Origin of the sequence: Mesorhizobium sp. L2C066B000 (assembly GCF_000502335.1) — a bacterium.
GTDB lineage: Bacteria > Pseudomonadota > Alphaproteobacteria > Rhizobiales > Rhizobiaceae > Mesorhizobium.
The window spans coordinates 1-15,316 of the sequence record NZ_AYWZ01000018.1 but is presented as its reverse complement, the minus strand read 5'-3'; the positions used below and the strand labels follow the sequence as shown (position 1 = coordinate 15,316).

General features: G+C 64.4%; 12 protein-coding genes and 2 pseudogenes. 10 read left to right on the top strand and 4 right to left on the bottom strand.

All coding sequences use genetic code 11. The features are described from left to right. Nucleotides 1-115 precede the first annotated feature (115 nt). The 8 genes and pseudogenes from iolC (at nt 116) to phnN (ending at nt 8,926) form a co-directional block, all read left to right on the top strand. Nucleotides 116-2,050, top strand: a complete 1,935-nt coding sequence (gene iolC, locus X733_RS140245) for a 5-dehydro-2-deoxygluconokinase (RefSeq protein ID WP_023732712.1) — start codon at nt 116-118, stop codon at nt 2,048-2,050. Between the two features lie 33 nt (nt 2,051-2,083). Continuing rightward, nucleotides 2,084-3,933, top strand: a pseudogene (iolD, locus tag X733_RS01000000166615) (3D-(3,5/4)-trihydroxycyclohexane-1,2-dione acylhydrolase (decyclizing)). Nucleotides 3,934-4,078: 145 nt separating this feature from the next. Continuing rightward, entirely contained in the window at nt 4,079-4,996 is a 918-nt protein-coding gene (gene iolE / locus X733_RS140250) for a myo-inosose-2 dehydratase (protein WP_023814495.1), read from the top strand. Nucleotides 4,997-5,005: 9 nt separating this feature from the next. Continuing rightward, complete coding sequence (locus X733_RS140255) at nt 5,006-5,254, top strand: hypothetical protein (RefSeq protein WP_023672345.1); 249 nt, start codon at nt 5,006-5,008, stop codon at nt 5,252-5,254. Nucleotides 5,255-5,435: 181 nt separating this feature from the next. Further along, nucleotides 5,436-6,248, top strand: coding sequence for a 5-deoxy-glucuronate isomerase (gene iolB / locus X733_RS140260; RefSeq protein WP_023684054.1), 813 nt, complete (start codon nt 5,436-5,438; stop codon nt 6,246-6,248). A gap of 154 nt (nt 6,249-6,402) precedes the next feature. After that, on the top strand, nt 6,403-7,110 hold the full coding sequence (locus X733_RS140265) for a DUF1045 domain-containing protein (protein WP_023684053.1): 708 nt from the start codon (nt 6,403-6,405) through the stop codon (nt 7,108-7,110). A 35-nt stretch (nt 7,111-7,145) separates the two neighbouring features. Further along, nucleotides 7,146-8,300 (top strand): alpha-D-ribose 1-methylphosphonate 5-triphosphate diphosphatase, encoded by a 1,155-nt coding sequence (locus tag X733_RS140270; RefSeq protein WP_023819879.1) that lies wholly within the window; start codon nt 7,146-7,148, stop codon nt 8,298-8,300. After that, complete coding sequence (phnN, locus tag X733_RS140275) at nt 8,297-8,926, top strand: phosphonate metabolism protein/1,5-bisphosphokinase (PRPP-forming) PhnN (protein ID WP_023684051.1); 630 nt, start codon at nt 8,297-8,299, stop codon at nt 8,924-8,926. Before X733_RS140270 ends, phnN begins: the two co-directional genes overlap by 4 nt. A gap of 2 nt (nt 8,927-8,928) precedes the next feature. Here the strand turns inward: phnN and X733_RS140280 are convergent, their stop codons facing one another. From X733_RS140280 to X733_RS140290, 3 genes are all read right to left on the bottom strand, one after another. Next, the gene (locus X733_RS140280) at nt 8,929-9,915 is read right to left on the bottom strand and encodes an ABC transporter permease (protein WP_023684050.1); all 987 of its coding nucleotides are present in this window, start codon (nt 9,913-9,915) and stop codon (nt 8,929-8,931) included. Between the two features lie 44 nt (nt 9,916-9,959). After that, entirely contained in the window at nt 9,960-11,498 is a 1,539-nt protein-coding gene (locus X733_RS140285) for a sugar ABC transporter ATP-binding protein (RefSeq protein ID WP_023672351.1), read from the bottom strand. 122 nt (nt 11,499-11,620) lie between these two features. Further along, a complete protein-coding gene (locus X733_RS140290; RefSeq protein ID WP_023672352.1) occupies nt 11,621-12,583 on the bottom strand; it encodes a sugar-binding protein in 963 nt (320 codons plus the stop codon). Between the two features lie 579 nt (nt 12,584-13,162). Here X733_RS140290 and X733_RS140295 point away from each other — a divergent pair. Beyond that, the gene (locus tag X733_RS140295; protein WP_031193979.1) at nt 13,163-14,266 is read left to right on the top strand and encodes a LacI family DNA-binding transcriptional regulator; all 1,104 of its coding nucleotides are present in this window, start codon (nt 13,163-13,165) and stop codon (nt 14,264-14,266) included. 146 nt (nt 14,267-14,412) lie between these two features. Beyond that, nucleotides 14,413-14,667, top strand: a complete 255-nt coding sequence (locus X733_RS1000000170355; protein ID WP_196813775.1) for a hypothetical protein — start codon at nt 14,413-14,415, stop codon at nt 14,665-14,667. A 358-nt stretch (nt 14,668-15,025) separates the two neighbouring features. On the opposite strand, the pseudogene X733_RS1000000170350 reads toward X733_RS1000000170355, so the two are convergent. Next, nucleotides 15,026-15,316: pseudogene (locus X733_RS1000000170350) on the bottom strand (hypothetical protein); the annotation flags it as partial.

The window sequence follows — 15,316 nt, the reverse complement described above, 5'->3', positions numbered from 1 at the left end:
ATTCCATATTGACTATGGATTGGAATTATTATTTCATATTCCCGGCGCCACGCTGCCGCTCGCGCGTGTCCCCCAACTACGTTGCTCAAGAAAACAAGACCGACGGGAGGTTCCAATGAGCGAAGCCGTGGACGCCAAACAGGCGACGCTCGATGTCATCACCATCGGTCGCGCTTCCGTCGACCTTTACGGCCAGCAGATCGGCTCGCGGCTGGAGGACATCACCTCCTTTGCCAAATCGGTCGGCGGCTGCCCGGCCAACATCTCGGTTGGCACGGCGAGACTAGGCCTGCGCTCGGCGCTGCTCACCCGCGTCGGCGACGAGCAGATGGGCCGCTTCATCCGCGAGCAGCTGCGGCGCGAAGGCGTCAATGTCGATGGGCTCAAGACCGACCAGGAACGGCTGACGGCCCTGGTGCTGCTTTCGGTCGAGAGCGAAGGCGTCTCGCCAATGATCTTTTATCGCAGCGACTGCGCCGACATGGCGCTCGCCGAAGAAGACATCGATGAAGCCTTCATCGCCTCGGCCCGCTCGATCGTCGTCACCGGCACGCATTTTTCCCGGCCCAACAGCGACGCCGCCCAGCGCAAGGCGATCCGCATCATCAAGGCCAAGGGCGGCAAGGTGGTGTTCGACATCGACTACCGCCCCAACCTCTGGGGGCTCGCCGGCCATGCCGAAGGTTTTGAGCGCTATGTCAAATCCGACCGCGTCTCAGCCCAGCTGAAGACGGTGCTGCCCGATTGCGACCTCATCGTCGGCACCGAGGAAGAGATCATGATCGCCTCGGGCGCCGACGATTGCCTGAGCGCGCTGAAGACGATCCGCGCGCTGTCCAAGGCAACCATCGTACTGAAGCGCGGCGCCATGGGCTGCATCGTCTATGACGGGCCGGTCAGCGACGATCTGGAAGACGGTATCGTCGGCAAGGGCTTTCCGATCGAGATCTATAATGTGCTGGGCGCGGGCGATGCCTTCATGTCCGGTTTCCTGCGCGGCTGGCTGGGTGGCGAAGATCATGCGACAGCGGCGACCTGGGCCAATGCCTGCGGCGCTTTCGCCGTGTCGCGGCTGCTCTGCGCGCCGGAATATCCGACCTTCGAGGAATTGCAGTTCTTCCTCAGGAACGGCAGCAAGCACCTCGCTCTGCGCAAGGACGAGGCGATCAACCACATCCATTGGGCGACGACCCGCCGCCGCGATATCCCCTCGATGATGGCGCTCGCCTGCGACCACCGTGTGCAGCTTGAGGACGTCGCGGCAAAGACCGGCGCCGATCCGGCGCGCATCCGCGATTTCAAGGTGCTGGCGGTCAAGGCTGCGGCGAAAGTCGCCGCCGGCCGCGACGGCTATGGCATGCTGATCGACGAGAAGCATGGCCGCGAAGCGATGTTCGAATTCGCCCGCCACCCCTTTGCCTGGCTCGGCCGTCCCGTCGAACTGCCGGGCTCGCGGCCGCTGCGCTTCGAGTTCTCGCAGGACATCGGCTCGCAACTGGTGGAATGGCCGGTCGACCACTGCATCAAATGCCTGTGCTTCTATCACCCCGACGATCCGGCAGCGCTCAAGGAAGAGCAGCAGCAGAAGCTGCGCTCGCTGTTCGAAGCCGCGCGGAAGGTCGGCCGGGAGCTTCTGGTCGAGATCATCGCCGGCAAGCACGGCAAGCTCGACGAAACGACCATCCCGCGCGCCCTGGAAGAACTCTATGCGCTTGGCATCAAGCCGGACTGGTGGAAGCTCGAACCGCAGGCGTCGGCCGGCGCCTGGGCCAAGATCGAAGCGGTGATCCTGAAGCACGATCCCTGGTGTCGTGGCGTCGTGCTGCTGGGTCTCGAAGCGCCGCAGGACGAACTGGAAGCGGCCTTTGCCGCCACCGCCAAGGCGCCGATCGTCAAGGGCTTTGCCGTCGGCCGCACCATCTTCGTCCACGCCGCCGAACAATGGCTGGCGGGCAAGATGACGGATGACGAGGCTATCGCCGACATGGCCGCGCGCTTCGAACAGTTGACCGAAGCGTGGCTTGCCGCGCGTGGCCGTAAAGCAGCATAAAGGCGCGGCAAGAGGACTGCGGAGGAAAACACCATGAGCAAGACAATCCGCCTGACGATGGCGCAGGCGCTGACCCGCTTTCTGAGCAAGCAGATGNCGAGATCGACGGCAGACGAGTGCCCATCTTCGGCGGTGTCTGGGCGATCTTCGGTCACGGCAATGTCGCCGGCATCGGCGAGGCGCTGTACCAGCTGCGCGACGAATTGCCGACCTTCCGCGCCCACAATGAGCAGGCGATGGCGCATGCGGCGATCGCCTATGGCAAGGCCAATTTCCGCCGCCGCTTCATGGCCGCGACCTCTTCGATCGGCCCCGGTGCGCTCAACATGGTGACGGCGGCGGCGCTCGCCCACGTAAACAGGTTGCCCGTCCTGTTTTTGCCGGGCGATGTCTTCGCCAACCGCATCCCCGATCCGGTGCTGCAGCAGGCCGAGGACTTTTCCGACGGCACCGCGACGGTCAATGACTGCTTCCGTCCGGTGTCGCGCTATTTCGACCGCATCACCCGTCCCGAGCAGATCATCCCGGCATTGGCGCGGACCATGCAGGTGCTGACCGATCCGGCGGAATGCGGCCCGGTGACGCTGTCGCTCTGCCAGGACGTGCAGGCCGAGGCCTATGACTATCCCGAGAGCTTTTTCGCCGAGCGCGTCTGGCACCAGCGCCGGCCGCGTCCGGACCGGCATGAATTGGCGGCGGCGGTCACCGCGCTGAAGGGTGCGAAAAAACCGCTGATCATCGCCGGCGGCGGCGTGCTGTATGCGCAGGCTTCGGACGAACTGGCGAAATTCGCCGAGAGCGCCGGCATTCCGGTCTGCGAGACGCAAGGCGGCAAGTCCTCGCTGCCCGACACACATCCGCTCAACATGGCGGCGGTTGGCGTCACCGGCACGTCCGCGGCCAACCGGCTGGCCGAGGAAGCCGATGTCGTGCTCGCCATCGGCACCCGCCTGCAGGATTTCACCACCGGCTCGTGGGCGCTGTTCAAGAACTCCGGCAAGACCATCATCGGCCTCAACGTGCAGCCTTTCGACGCCGGCAAGCACCGCGCGCTGCCGCTGGTCGCCGATGCGGCCGAAGGGCTCGCCGAACTCGGTGCTGCGCTGGGGAACTGGAAAGCACCGGCGACATGGACCGACAATGCGACCCAAGGCAAGAAGGCTTGGCAGGCCGAAGCCTCCAAGGTGACGGCGTCGACCAACGCCGCCTTCCCGTCGGACGCGCAGGTGATCGGCGCCGTGCAGCGCGCGCTGGGATCCGGCGTGACCTTGCTGAACGCGTCGGGCGGCCTGCCGGGCGAGTTGCACAAGCTCTGGCAGGCAGGCGCGCCCGGCTCGTACCATGGCGAATATGGCTTCTCGACCATGGGCTACGAGATTGCCGGCGGGCTCGGCGCCAAGATGGCCAAGCCCGACCAGGAGGTCGTCGTCATGGTCGGGGACGGCTCATACCTCATGATGAATTCCGAAATCGCCACGTCGGTGATGCTCGGCCTGAAGCTGACCATAGTGGTGCTCGACAACAGGGGTTATGGCTGCATCAACCGGCTGCAGATGGCCACCGGCGGCGCCAACTTCAACAACCTCCTGAAGGACGCGCGCCACGAGATCCTGCCCGACATCGACTTCGCCGCGCATGCGGCGAGCATGGGCGCTATTGCCGAGAAGGTGCCGTCGATCACCGGCCTGGAGACCGCGCTGCAAAAGTCGAAAACCAACGACCGCACCACCGTGCTGGTCATCGACACCGACCCGCTGATTTCCACCGATGCCGGCGGCCATTGGTGGGATGTCGCGGTGCCGGAAGTCTCCGCACGGCCGCAGGTCAACGCAGCCCGCAAGGCCTACGACGAAAAGCGGCAGATGCAGACAATCGGCGATTGATGTACATGCACCCGGCCCCTACCTCCCCCTTGTGGGGAGGTCGGACCGAAGGTCCGGGTGGGGGTCTGGCGCCGCACCCCACCTCGCTGCTTCGCAGCGACCCTCCCCACAAGGGGGAGGGTGAACAAGAAACCGGAGCTAAAACTTGAAAGCCAAACTGGGCATGTCCCCCATTGCGTGGTGGAACGATGATCTTGCCGAACTCAGCGACGACGTCTCGCTGGAAGAGTGCCTGCGCCAGTCGCGCTCGGCCGGCTTCACCGGCATGGAAATGGGCCGCCGCTTTCCCAATGACCCCGAAATCATGCTGCCTATCCTGAAAAAGGCCGACGTGACGCTGTGCGGCGGCTGGTTCTCCGGCACGCTGGTCGATGAGGACATGGGCAAGAACAAGGATCGCATCCAGCCGATGATCGACCTGTTCAAGGCGGTGAATGCGCCTTGCATCGTCTATGGCGAGGTCGGCCGCTCGATCCAGGGTGATCGCTCCAGGCCTCTCGCCACGAAGCCGAAATTGTCCAACGACGAGATGAGGGCCTATGCCAGGCGCCTCACCGAATTCGGCGAATGGTGCGCCGAGCAAGGCATGCCGCTGTCCTATCACCATCACATGGCGGCGGTGGTCGAGACCGAGCCGGAGCTCGATGCCTTCATGCGCCATTCCGGCGAAGGCATTCCGTTGCTGCTCGATGCAGGGCATCTCGCCTTTGCCGGTGGCGACGTGCTGCGCGCCATCGACAACCACCACAAGCGCATCAGCCATGTCCATGTGAAGGATGTGCGCATGGGCGTGATCGACGGGCTCGACCGCACAAAGCAGTCCTTTCTCGACGCCGTGGCGCTCGGTGCCTTCACGGTGCCTGGCGACGGTTCGCTCGATTTCGGCGCCATCGTGCAGCGCTTCGCCGACCATGGCTATGAAGGCTGGTTCGTCGTCGAGGCCGAGCAGGACCCGAAAAAGAACCCGCCGCTGAAGATGGCCCACGTGGGTTACAAGGAGCTGATGCGGGTGATGACGGCGGCCGGCTACACGGTCGAGACGCAAGGCTTTCCCAATGCGTAAGCCGGTCCGATGAAGGATTACGAGCACCCGTTCTTCCGGCCGCTGTGGCGGCGCGTTGCCGTCGTCGCCGTCTGCGTGATCTGGGCCGGAATAGAATTCGCCTCCGGCACCCCATTCTGGGGCATCATTGCGCTCGGCTTTGCCGCCTACGCGGTGTGGCAGTTCTTCTATCTTTACAAGCCGGTGGAGGAGAGCAAGGCTGCGCCTGATCGACCGAAGACCGGCGAAGCGAAGGCGGACGCCGAACCGAAGGAATGAAGCGGCCGTGGCTCGGAAGGGCTTGCGGGTCGGACACTCGACACCTGGCGTATCGCCTACGTCGGTGATTGGCCGGAACGTCCCTCGCTTCGTCATCCTAGGGTCTTCGCGACGGAGCTTCGCTCTAGGATGACGAAGTTGAGAGGCCGACCTCGAAGACTTGCGATAGGAGAGACAAAACATGTCGAAACTGCTCGTCAAAGCCGACAAGGGCCATGGCCGCGTCGCCTATGTCACGCCCAACAGCGCCGGATGGACCTATGTCGGCTTCGACCTGCACCGCCTGAAGCCGGGCGAGACCGCATCCGGCAAGACGCAGGATCGCGAAGTCTGCCTGGTGTTCGTCACCGGCAAGGGCACGGCAAGGGCCGGCGGCCAGGAACTCGGCCTGCTCGGCGAGCGCATGTCGCCCTTCGAGGGCAAGCCGTGGTCGGTCTATATTCCGGAGGGTTCGGACTGGTCGGTCACCGCCGACACCGATCTCGAACTCGCGGTCTGCTCGGCGCCGGGCCTGGGCGGCGGCTTGCCCGTTCGCGTCATCGCACCCGACGACCTCGGCCAGGAGACTCGGGGCAAAGGCACCAACACGCGCTACGTCACCAACATATTGCCCGAGGGCAAGCCCGCCGACTCGCTGCTGGTGGTCGAGGTCATCACGCCCGGTGGCCACACATCGAGCTACCCGCCGCACAAGCACGATCAGGACAACCTGCCGGCCGAATCCTATCTTGAGGAAACCTACTACCACCGCCTCAACCCGCCGCAGGGTTTTGCCTTCCAGCGCGTCTACACCGACGCCGACAAGACCGGCGCCCGCGAGCTGGACGAAGCCATGGCGATCGAGGACGGCGATGTTGTGCTGGTGCCCAAGGGCTATCACCCCTGCGCCGCCTGCCACGGCTACGACCTCTATTACCTTAACGTCATGGCCGGGCCGAAGCGGACGTGGAAGTTCCACAACGCGCCCGAGCACGAATGGCTCATGAAGGCCTGATCGGCCTTCGCTTGCGCCAGAAGCTGTTGGTCCAGCAGCGAAAAATCGTCGGCTAACGATCCACGGGGTCGATTTGCCTTCGAAAACCCGCATAAGCTTCGTCAATCCGTCATGGAAATCACCTATGGCAGCGGGCTGACGAGGATTTTTTTCGATGCGCTACGCCATCTATTTCACCCCGAGGCAGGACGAACCGCTGGCGCGGCTCGCCGCCAACTGGCTGGGCCGCGACCCCTTTGGCGCCGCCACCAGGCCGGTCGAGGCGGTGGGCGAGCTGTCGGCGGCCGAAGTCGCCTTTCACACCGCATCGGCGCGGCGCTACGGTTTCCATGCGACGCTGAAAGCGCCCTTCCGGTTGGCCGCCAACGAAACCGAAAGCTCGCTGCGCGCGGCGCTGGACGCCTTTGCCGAAGCAACGCCGACGGTCACCATCCCGCGCCTGGTCGTCAGCCAGATCGATGGTTTCTTCGCTTTGGTGCCGGAAGGCCCGCTGCCGCCGCTCAACCGTTTCGCCGACGATGTCGTGCTTAGCTTCGACCGTTTTCGCGCGCCGCTCACCGAGGCCGAGATCGAGCGGCGCAGCCCGGATTCGCTGAAGCCAGCCGAGTTCCGCAATCTCTGCCAGTGGGGCTATCCCTATGTGTTTGAGACCTTTCGTTTCCACATGACGCTGTCCGGCCGGGCCGGGCCGCAGGAAAGCCAACGTCTGCGCGCAGCGATCGACAGCCTCTTTGCGCAGGTGCTGCGGCAACCGGTGCTGGTGGATGCGCTGACGCTGTTCGTCGAGACCGAACCGGGCGCTCCGTTCATGGTGCTTTCGCATCATGCGCTCGGCCGCCGAGCTGCCCGAAAAACTGCCTGACCACAATTCGTCCGAGTAAGCAAGGACTGCCTGAAATGACCGCCGAAACCGTTCTCCACAACGCCCGCATCGTGCTTGCCGACGAGATCGTCGAAGGGTCGCTCGTGCTGCGCGACGGTTTTATCTCCGGCATCGACGCCGGCACCGGCCAAATCGGCGGGAGCATGGGCGGCGAGGACATGGGCGGCGACTACATCATTCCCGGCCTGGTCGAGCTGCACACTGACCATCTCGAAGGCCACTATGCGCCGCGCCCGAAAGTGCGCTGGAACCCGATCGCCGCCGTCCTTGCCCATGACGCGCAGGTGGCCACCGCCGGCATCACCACCGTCCTCGACGCGTTGCGTGTCGGCATGGACGAGGACGCGGATATTACCTCCGACGACATCCGCAAGCTCGCCGGCGCGATCGAGGACAGCGTCGCGAAAGACCGGTTGCGGGCCGACCATTTCCTGCACCTGCGCTGCGAGGTCTCGGCGCCGGATTGCTTGCGGGCTTTCGCCAATTTCGATGGCGACGAGCGGGTCAAGCTGGCCTCGCTGATGGACCATGCGCCGGGACAGCGTCAGTTCGTCAATCTCGACACCTACGCCCATTACTATCAGCGCAAGCTGAAATTGACCGATCGCGACTTCCAATTGTTCTGCGAAAAGCGGATGTCGGAATCGGCGAAGAATTCGGGACCGAACCGGGTGGCGATATCAGCCGCCTGCAACGAGCGGGGCATCGTGCTGGCGAGCCATGACGACGCCACATCAGGCCATGTCGACGAGGCGATCGAACAAGGCGTGCGCGTCGCGGAATTCCCGACCACGCTGGAAGCCGCCAAGGCCTCGAAGGATGCCGGGCTCGGCGTGCTGATGGGCGCGCCCAACGTCATGCGCGGCTCCTCGCATTCGGGCAACGTCTCGGCCCGCACGCTGGCCGGCGACGGCCTGCTCGACATATTGTCGTCCGACTACATTCCCTTCAGCCTGATCCAGTCGGCCTTCTTCCTCGGCGACGTCGTCGAGGGCATTTCCCTGCCGCAGGCGGTTGCGATGGTGTCGAAGAATCCGGCCGAGGCGATCGGCCTAAACGACCGCGGCGTCATCGAACAGGGCCGCCGCGCCGACCTCGTGCGGGTGCGCCTCGACGATCATGTGCCGGTCGTGCGCACCGTCTGGCGCCAAGGGCGGCGGGTCGCCTGATGGTCTCGGCGTCGATCGAGCGCGAACTCAGCAGCGAGGCCTTTCCGGTCCGCAACGGCGTCTTCGTCGCCGTCGTCGGCCCGAGTGGCGCCGGCAAGGATACGGTAATCGGTTATGCCCGCACCTTGTTTGCCGACGAGACGAGGCTGGAGTTCGTCCGCCGGGTCATCACCAGGCCGAGCGACGCCGCAAGCGAGGATCACGACACGCTGGCCGACGCGGCCTTTGTCGAAGCCGAGGCCGACGGCGCCTTCGCCATTTCCTGGGAGGCGCACGGGCTGCGCTACGGCATTCCGGCCGATGTCGACTGGTCCATCGCCAATGGCCATGTCGCGGTCGCCAATGTCTCGCGCGCAGTCATCCCGGTGCTGCGGGAGCGCTATGCCAATCTGGCTGTCGTCGAGATCACCGCCTCGCCGGAAATCCTCGCCGAGCGTCTCGCCCAGCGCGGCCGCGAATCGCGCGGCGAAGTGCTGGCTCGGCTCGCCCGCAGCGCCAATATCGCTTTGTCCGGCTCCGGCGTCACCTCGATCGACAATGGCGGCCGGCGCGAAGCCGCCGGAGAACGCTTCGCCGAGGTGCTGCGCAAGGCGATGGCCTTCTCGGATATATCCGGCGTGATGTAGCGCTACTCCGCCGCGACAGTCTTCCGGCTGGCATCGAGCATCAGCCGCCTTGCGCGGAACACGCCCCATTGCTGGTCGACCAGCACGCCGATCAGGATCACGCCGCCCATCACCGCGAAGTTGAGCGAGGACGGGATGCCGAGCAGATTGACCAGGTTCTGCAACTCTTGCAGCAGCACGGTGCCCAGGATGACGCCAACCAGCGAGCCTTCGCCGCCGCGCAGCGAGAAGCCGCCGAGCACGGCGGCGGCAATGGCGTAGAGTTCGTAGAACTGGCCGTGGCTGGCCGGCGAGATCGAGCGCGTGTACATCGCGAAATAGATCGCCGACAGCGCCGTCAGAACGCCGCAGATGACATAGGCGGCCATCACGACGCGGCCGGTGCGGATGCCCGAATATTTAGCCGCCTCTTCGTTCTTGCCGATGGCATAGAGGTAGCGTCCGAACACCGAGCGGTGCAGCACCACCCACATGACGATCGAAATGACGATCAGTGCGATGAAACTGTTGGGCACGCCATAGCTGCGGCCCGCAGTGAGGAATTCGAGCTCGGGAAAATTCTGGCCGAAGGCGAAGCCGGCGGTGCCGTCGGCGGTATAGAAACGGGCGACCCCGCGATAGATCAAAAGGCCGCACAGCGTCACCACGAAGGGCTGCAATTTCAGCCTTGTGATCAGCCAGCCATGCGCCAGCCCGATGATGCCGCCCAGCACCAGGATCAGCGGCAGCGCCACCGGCCATGGCATGTCGCGCACGGCGATGAAATCGATGAACAGCGTGCCGAGCAGCGCCACCAGCGATCCCACCGACAATTCGATGCCGCCGGTGATGATGACGAAGGCCTGGCCGATGGCGAGGATCCCAAACAGGCCGATCAGGTTCGAGGTGTTGGCGAGGTTGATCGGTAAAAGGAAGCGCGGGTTGATGGCGGTCACCACGGCGCCGACCACCAGGATCAGGATCAGCAGGCCGAGATCTTTTTTGCTCATCGTCTTCTCCCCAATGCGCCGGACCGGCAATCGCCTGAAGCCCGCTAGTTTGCCGGCTTGCCGACCGCCAGCAACAGCACGTTTTCCTGGCTGAATTGTTCCTTGTCGAGAATGCCCGAGATCTGGCCCTCATGCATGACGGCGATGCGGTCGGACACGCCGATCACCTCTTCCATGTCGCTGGAGATCATCAGCACGGCGACGCCGGCATCGGCCAAGGCTCGCATCAGCCCGTAAATCTCGGCCTTGGCGCCGATATCGATGCCGCGCGTAGGCTCATCGAGGATCATCACCTTCGGGTTCATCGCCAGCCATTTGCCCAGCACCACCTTCTGCTGGTTGCCGCCCGACAGCGTGCCGGTTCGCGTCTGCACCGACGGCGCCTTGATGCCGAGATTGCTCTTCTGCTTCTCGGCGGTGGCGGTCTCGGCGCTTGCCGACACCAGTCGACGCTTCGCATGCGCCGGCAGGTTGGGCAGCGAGATGTTCTGCGCGATCGACAGGTCAAGCAAAATGCCGGTCAGCTTGCGGTCTTCCGGAACCAGAAAAATGCCATGCGCGACCGCATCGGCCGCCGAACCCAGCACAAGCGGCTTGCCGTCGAGTTCGAGCCCACCGCCAAGCGTGCTGTCGATGCCGAAGAACACCCGCGCCAGTTCGGTGCGGCCGGAGCCGACAAGGCCGGCGAGGCCGAGGATTTCACCGCGCCTGATGTCGAGGTCGACCGGCCGGGCAGGGTAGGCGGGGGTGCGGATGGCTTTGGCCGAGAGCGCAGTGGCGCCCGGCGCCCGAGCCGCCTCGGAGGCCTTCTCGCGCTCCTTCAGCATGCGGCCGATCATCAGCTTGACCATCTGGTCGTGGTTGATGGCGCTCTTCGGCAAGGTGCCAGCCAGCATGCCGTCGCGCAGCACCACGACGCGGTCGGCGACGCGCTCGACCTCATGCAGCCGGTGCGAAATGAAGATGACGCTGATGCCATCGGCCTTCAGCGCCTTGATGACGTCGAGCAGCTTGTCGGTTTCGGCGAGCGGCAGGCTCGACGTCGGCTCGTCGAGGATCACCAGCCGCGCCTTGATCGACAGTGCCTTGGCGATCTCGACCATCTGCTGCTGCGCCAGCGACAGCGAGGCAACCGGCGTATCGGCGGAGAAATTGGCGCCGACGCGCTTCAGCAGTGGCGCCACCATTTCGCGCAGCTTGGCGCGGTCGACCAATCTCAGCGGCCCGCCGCGCAACGGCTCGCGGCCGAAGAAGATATTGGCGGCAACATCGAGGTTTTCGAAGAGATTGAGTTCCTGGTGGACGAAGGCGATGCCCGACCCCAGGCTGCCTTCGACGGTGAGCCCGTCATGCGCAACGCCGTCGACGGTGATGGCGCCGCTGTCCGGCCTGGTGACGCCGCCGAGGATCTTCATCAAGGTCGATTTGCCGGCGCCGTTTTCGCCGACCAGGCCGATCACCTCGCCCGGCCTGACCTCCATGGAAAAGCCGTCCAGCGCCACCACGCCCGGATAGGTTTTGCGCACGTTCTCGAGGCCGAGGAACGGGGTGGTTGCGACGATAGATGGGTCGGAATAATTCATCACGCCATATTTGATCAGGCTTGCCAGCAGCCGGTGGGCTACAGACTGACGGGCCTTGGCCGACCCGTCAACACGATCGCCGGCTCAAGGCGAACCCTGAGCCGGCGCAACTGCTCGTGGTCTCAGTTTCCGGACATCGCCTTCAGATTGGCGGCATAGGTGTCGACATCGTCCTTACCGATGATCTTGGTCGGGATGATGATCAGGCCGCCTTCCGGAATGCCTGATTTGTCGCCCTTGAGATAGGCGGCCATCAGCTTCATGCCCTGATAGGCCCATTCGAAGGGCTGCTGCACGACGGTGGCCGCCACGGTGCCTTCCTTGACGCCGCCCAACGTGATCGGATCGTCATCGAAGCCGACGACGGTGATCGAGCCGAGCTTGCCGGCGTCGCGCAGCGCTTCATAGATGCGCGGCGTGTTGTAGGAATAGAAGCCGACCATGCAGGTGATGTCGGGGCTGGCGACCAGCGCGTCCTCGACATTCTTCTTGGCGCGCGCCTGGTCGATGTCGTCGCCGCGCACGTCCACCAGTTCGATCTTGCTGCCGGCGAGGCCGTCCTTCATGCCCTGGATGCGTTCCTTGGCATTGTCGGCGCCGAGCAGGCCGACGAAGCCGAGGCACTTGCCGCCGTCCGGCATCGCTTTCTTGGCGATCTCGGCCGCCTGCTTGCCGGCGTCGACATTGGACGAGCCGATATAGGCAACACGCTTGGTCTGCGGGGCATCGGAGTCGGTGGTGAACAGCGCCGTTTCCGACGCGATCTTGTTCAGGCCGTCGGTCGAGGTCTTGGGGTCGACGGCCGAGACCATGATGCCCTTGACGCCGGCGGTCACCAGATCGTCCATCAGCCGCTGCTGGATGGCGACCGAGGACTGCTCGGGATACTTGAGTTCGAGATTGTAGTCGGGCAATTCGGCCTGCGCCTTCTTGACGCCGGCTTCGGCGGCCTTCCAGAAATCGGAAGCGCCGTTGACGACGAAGGCAAGCGTCGGCTTGTCGTCGGCGCGCGCAATGGCTGTCGCGGTCAGGCCAAGCAGCAGGGCTGCGGTGGCCACGGATGCATGTCGTATCAAGGATTTCATGTTCAACCTCCCGTTTTGGCTCAGTCGTCGGACTGACCGATCTGAATTCACTGACTTGCCGCTCGCGATTTGGACGCCCTCCTCCTCAGGGGTTCCCGGCGCTGAAGAATGGCGTCGTCGGTCGCGATCACGGACTTTAGAGACTCATCCCGTGCTCGTAAATAGTCTGATTTGTCTGACATATCACATGTCCGAGACCAGGCTTGCGGAGGCAAACCCCGCTCGCCATCGGGCCATTCACGTGCACTTCTCGCCGCACGGGGTCCCACCTGACCGGACACGGCGGATTGACGTTACAGCGTCGTTTTGTATTAGTAAACACTATTAGCAGAGGTCTCGCGCGGACACTCGGCGGTGGCCCTAGGTCTAGTTTGCCCGAACAGGTGCAGCACGGCTTCGCGCAAGCAGATGCCTTGCAGTCCTCAAATTTCACGCGGCCCGAAGCGGCATGGCGGCGAACTTCAAAGCTGCTAATAAAGATAAACGCCTTCGACTATTTCCATTGGTCGACGGCGCGACACCATCTTGTCGGTGTGGCAGGCTTGCGACTAGACAGGCTGGGGATTGGGACGCAATGCCATGAGCGAGACGAGGGATCCGGACGACACGGCGAAGCGGCGCAAGGCGCCGGCGAGAGCCGCCAAGGGCGGCCGCGTCACCATGACCGACATCGCCAGGGCAGCCGGTTGCTCGCAGGCGACCGTCTCTTTCGTGCTCAACGATTCGCCCGGCATCCGGCTGTCGCAGCAGACGCGCGAGCGGGTGATCGACGCCGCGCGTGCGCTCGGCTACGCAGCACCCGCCTTCTCGGCGCTGCGCAAACCTGTTGCCGCCTTCGATGGACTTGACGGTGTCATCGGTTTCGCTGTCGACCAGCTGGCGACAAGCCCGGAAGCCGTTGTCGCCATCGAGGGCGCGCGCCAGGCGTCGTGGAACGCCGGCAATGTGTTGCTCGTGGCGCAGACGATGGGCGACTCCGTTATGGAGCCGCGCGCCATTGCGGCGCTCACCAGGCGCGGCATCTCGGCGCTGATCTACATGACCATCTTCACCCGCGAGATCACGGCACCGGACTTCCTCTACGGCCTCGACATCCCGGTCATCCTGCTCAACTGCTACACGGCCGATTATGCCTTCCCGGCCGTGGTGCCGTCCGAGATCGCCGGCGGCCAGAACTCGACCCGGCATCTGATCGGCCACGGCCACCGCCGCATCGCCACCATCACCGGCGAGCCGTGGATGCAGGCCGCGCAGGACCGGCTCAAAGGCTACCGCAGGGCGCTCGCCACCGCCGACATCCCGTTCGATCCCGAACTGGTGGTCGAGGGCGACTGGTCGGCGAGCGCCGGCTACGCGGCGACCGTGAAGCTTTTGGCGCTGAAAGAGCGTCCGACCGCTATCTTCTGCCAGAACGACCGCACGGCCATCGGCTGTTACGAAGCGCTGAAGGAGGCGGGCCTGCACATCCCGCAGGACATCTCCGTCGTCGGCTATGACGACGAGGAGATCGCCCGTCACCTGTTCCCGCCGCTGACGACATCGATCCTGCCGCACATGGCGATGGGCCAATGGGCGATCGAACAGCTCGAAGTGCCGCCGCCTGCCGGCCGCGGCCGCTATCCCATCACCAAGCTGGAATGCCCGCTGGTCGAGCGGGAGTCGGTGGCAGCTGTGGCTGGATAAAGCTGAACCAACCCATCCCGATGCAAATCGGGATGGGTCTGTTTGGTGGTTGTGCCTCAGGGCAGGGACTATCCGGGAACGTGCCGCGGTTAGAACCGCAAGACGACAAAGGAGCGCCTGCGATAGCAGCGCCGGCGCAGCCGGCCATGCCGCCAGAACGTGCGGCAGTGCCGTCTCCAGACATGCCGCCTGTGGTGGCGACGATGGTGCCATCGCCGATGCGAGATCTGCTCGACATCGCCAGCGCCTTCGTCGTCATCAAACGAATTGGCATCCTGCTTGTCGAGTTCATCGAGAATGCCGTTGCCGACATTGGGAACCCCGGCCACGGCCTCGAGAGGCCGAACCGCGGTAGCAAGCGCCGCGGCCCCCGCAACGCCAAACAATGCTGTCAAGAATGATCGCCGATCCATCAAAACCTCCATCAGCAAGACAAGGCTAACATGACGAGCCTAACACAAAGCAGCTAGAGCGGGTGATACAAAAGGCCAGAGGCGAATCTTCGAGCCGGCCCAAACGGGTGACCGGACGGACGGCAGAGGTCAGATTAAGGCCGCAACCGGGCGGCGCGCTTCCTTCGGCTCGGCGACCAAGCCATGCAGAATACCGCCGATGAAAGCGCACAGCCTGACCGGTTCCGCCTTTCCGCGAAACGCTGAACCGCTCGGCAAAGCTCTCTCCCTAAGAATGCCCGCCACCTTGCGGCATTGGGGCTGGCTGAGAGACTGATGCACCACGGCACATGCGATGTTGCGGTACTCAGCGCCGCGCCAATATCCGGCAGAGCTCCTTCAGGTCCCGGTCGTAGGTGCCCTTGCCGCTGAGCACGCTGGCGCAGCGTTTCTTCATCTTGGCGATCTGGCCGGCCGACATGGCGCTGATGGCAACCACCGCCGGTCGCGTCGGCACCGCCGGCGTGTTGGGATCCCGAGGGCTGGTGGGCGCGGTCGGTGCGCCAATGCCGACCCCGACCCCGGCCGTCACCCCATTGCCCACCCCGACACCGGCGCCGACCCCGACACCGCTGCCGACGGTTGCGCCGACCCCGAC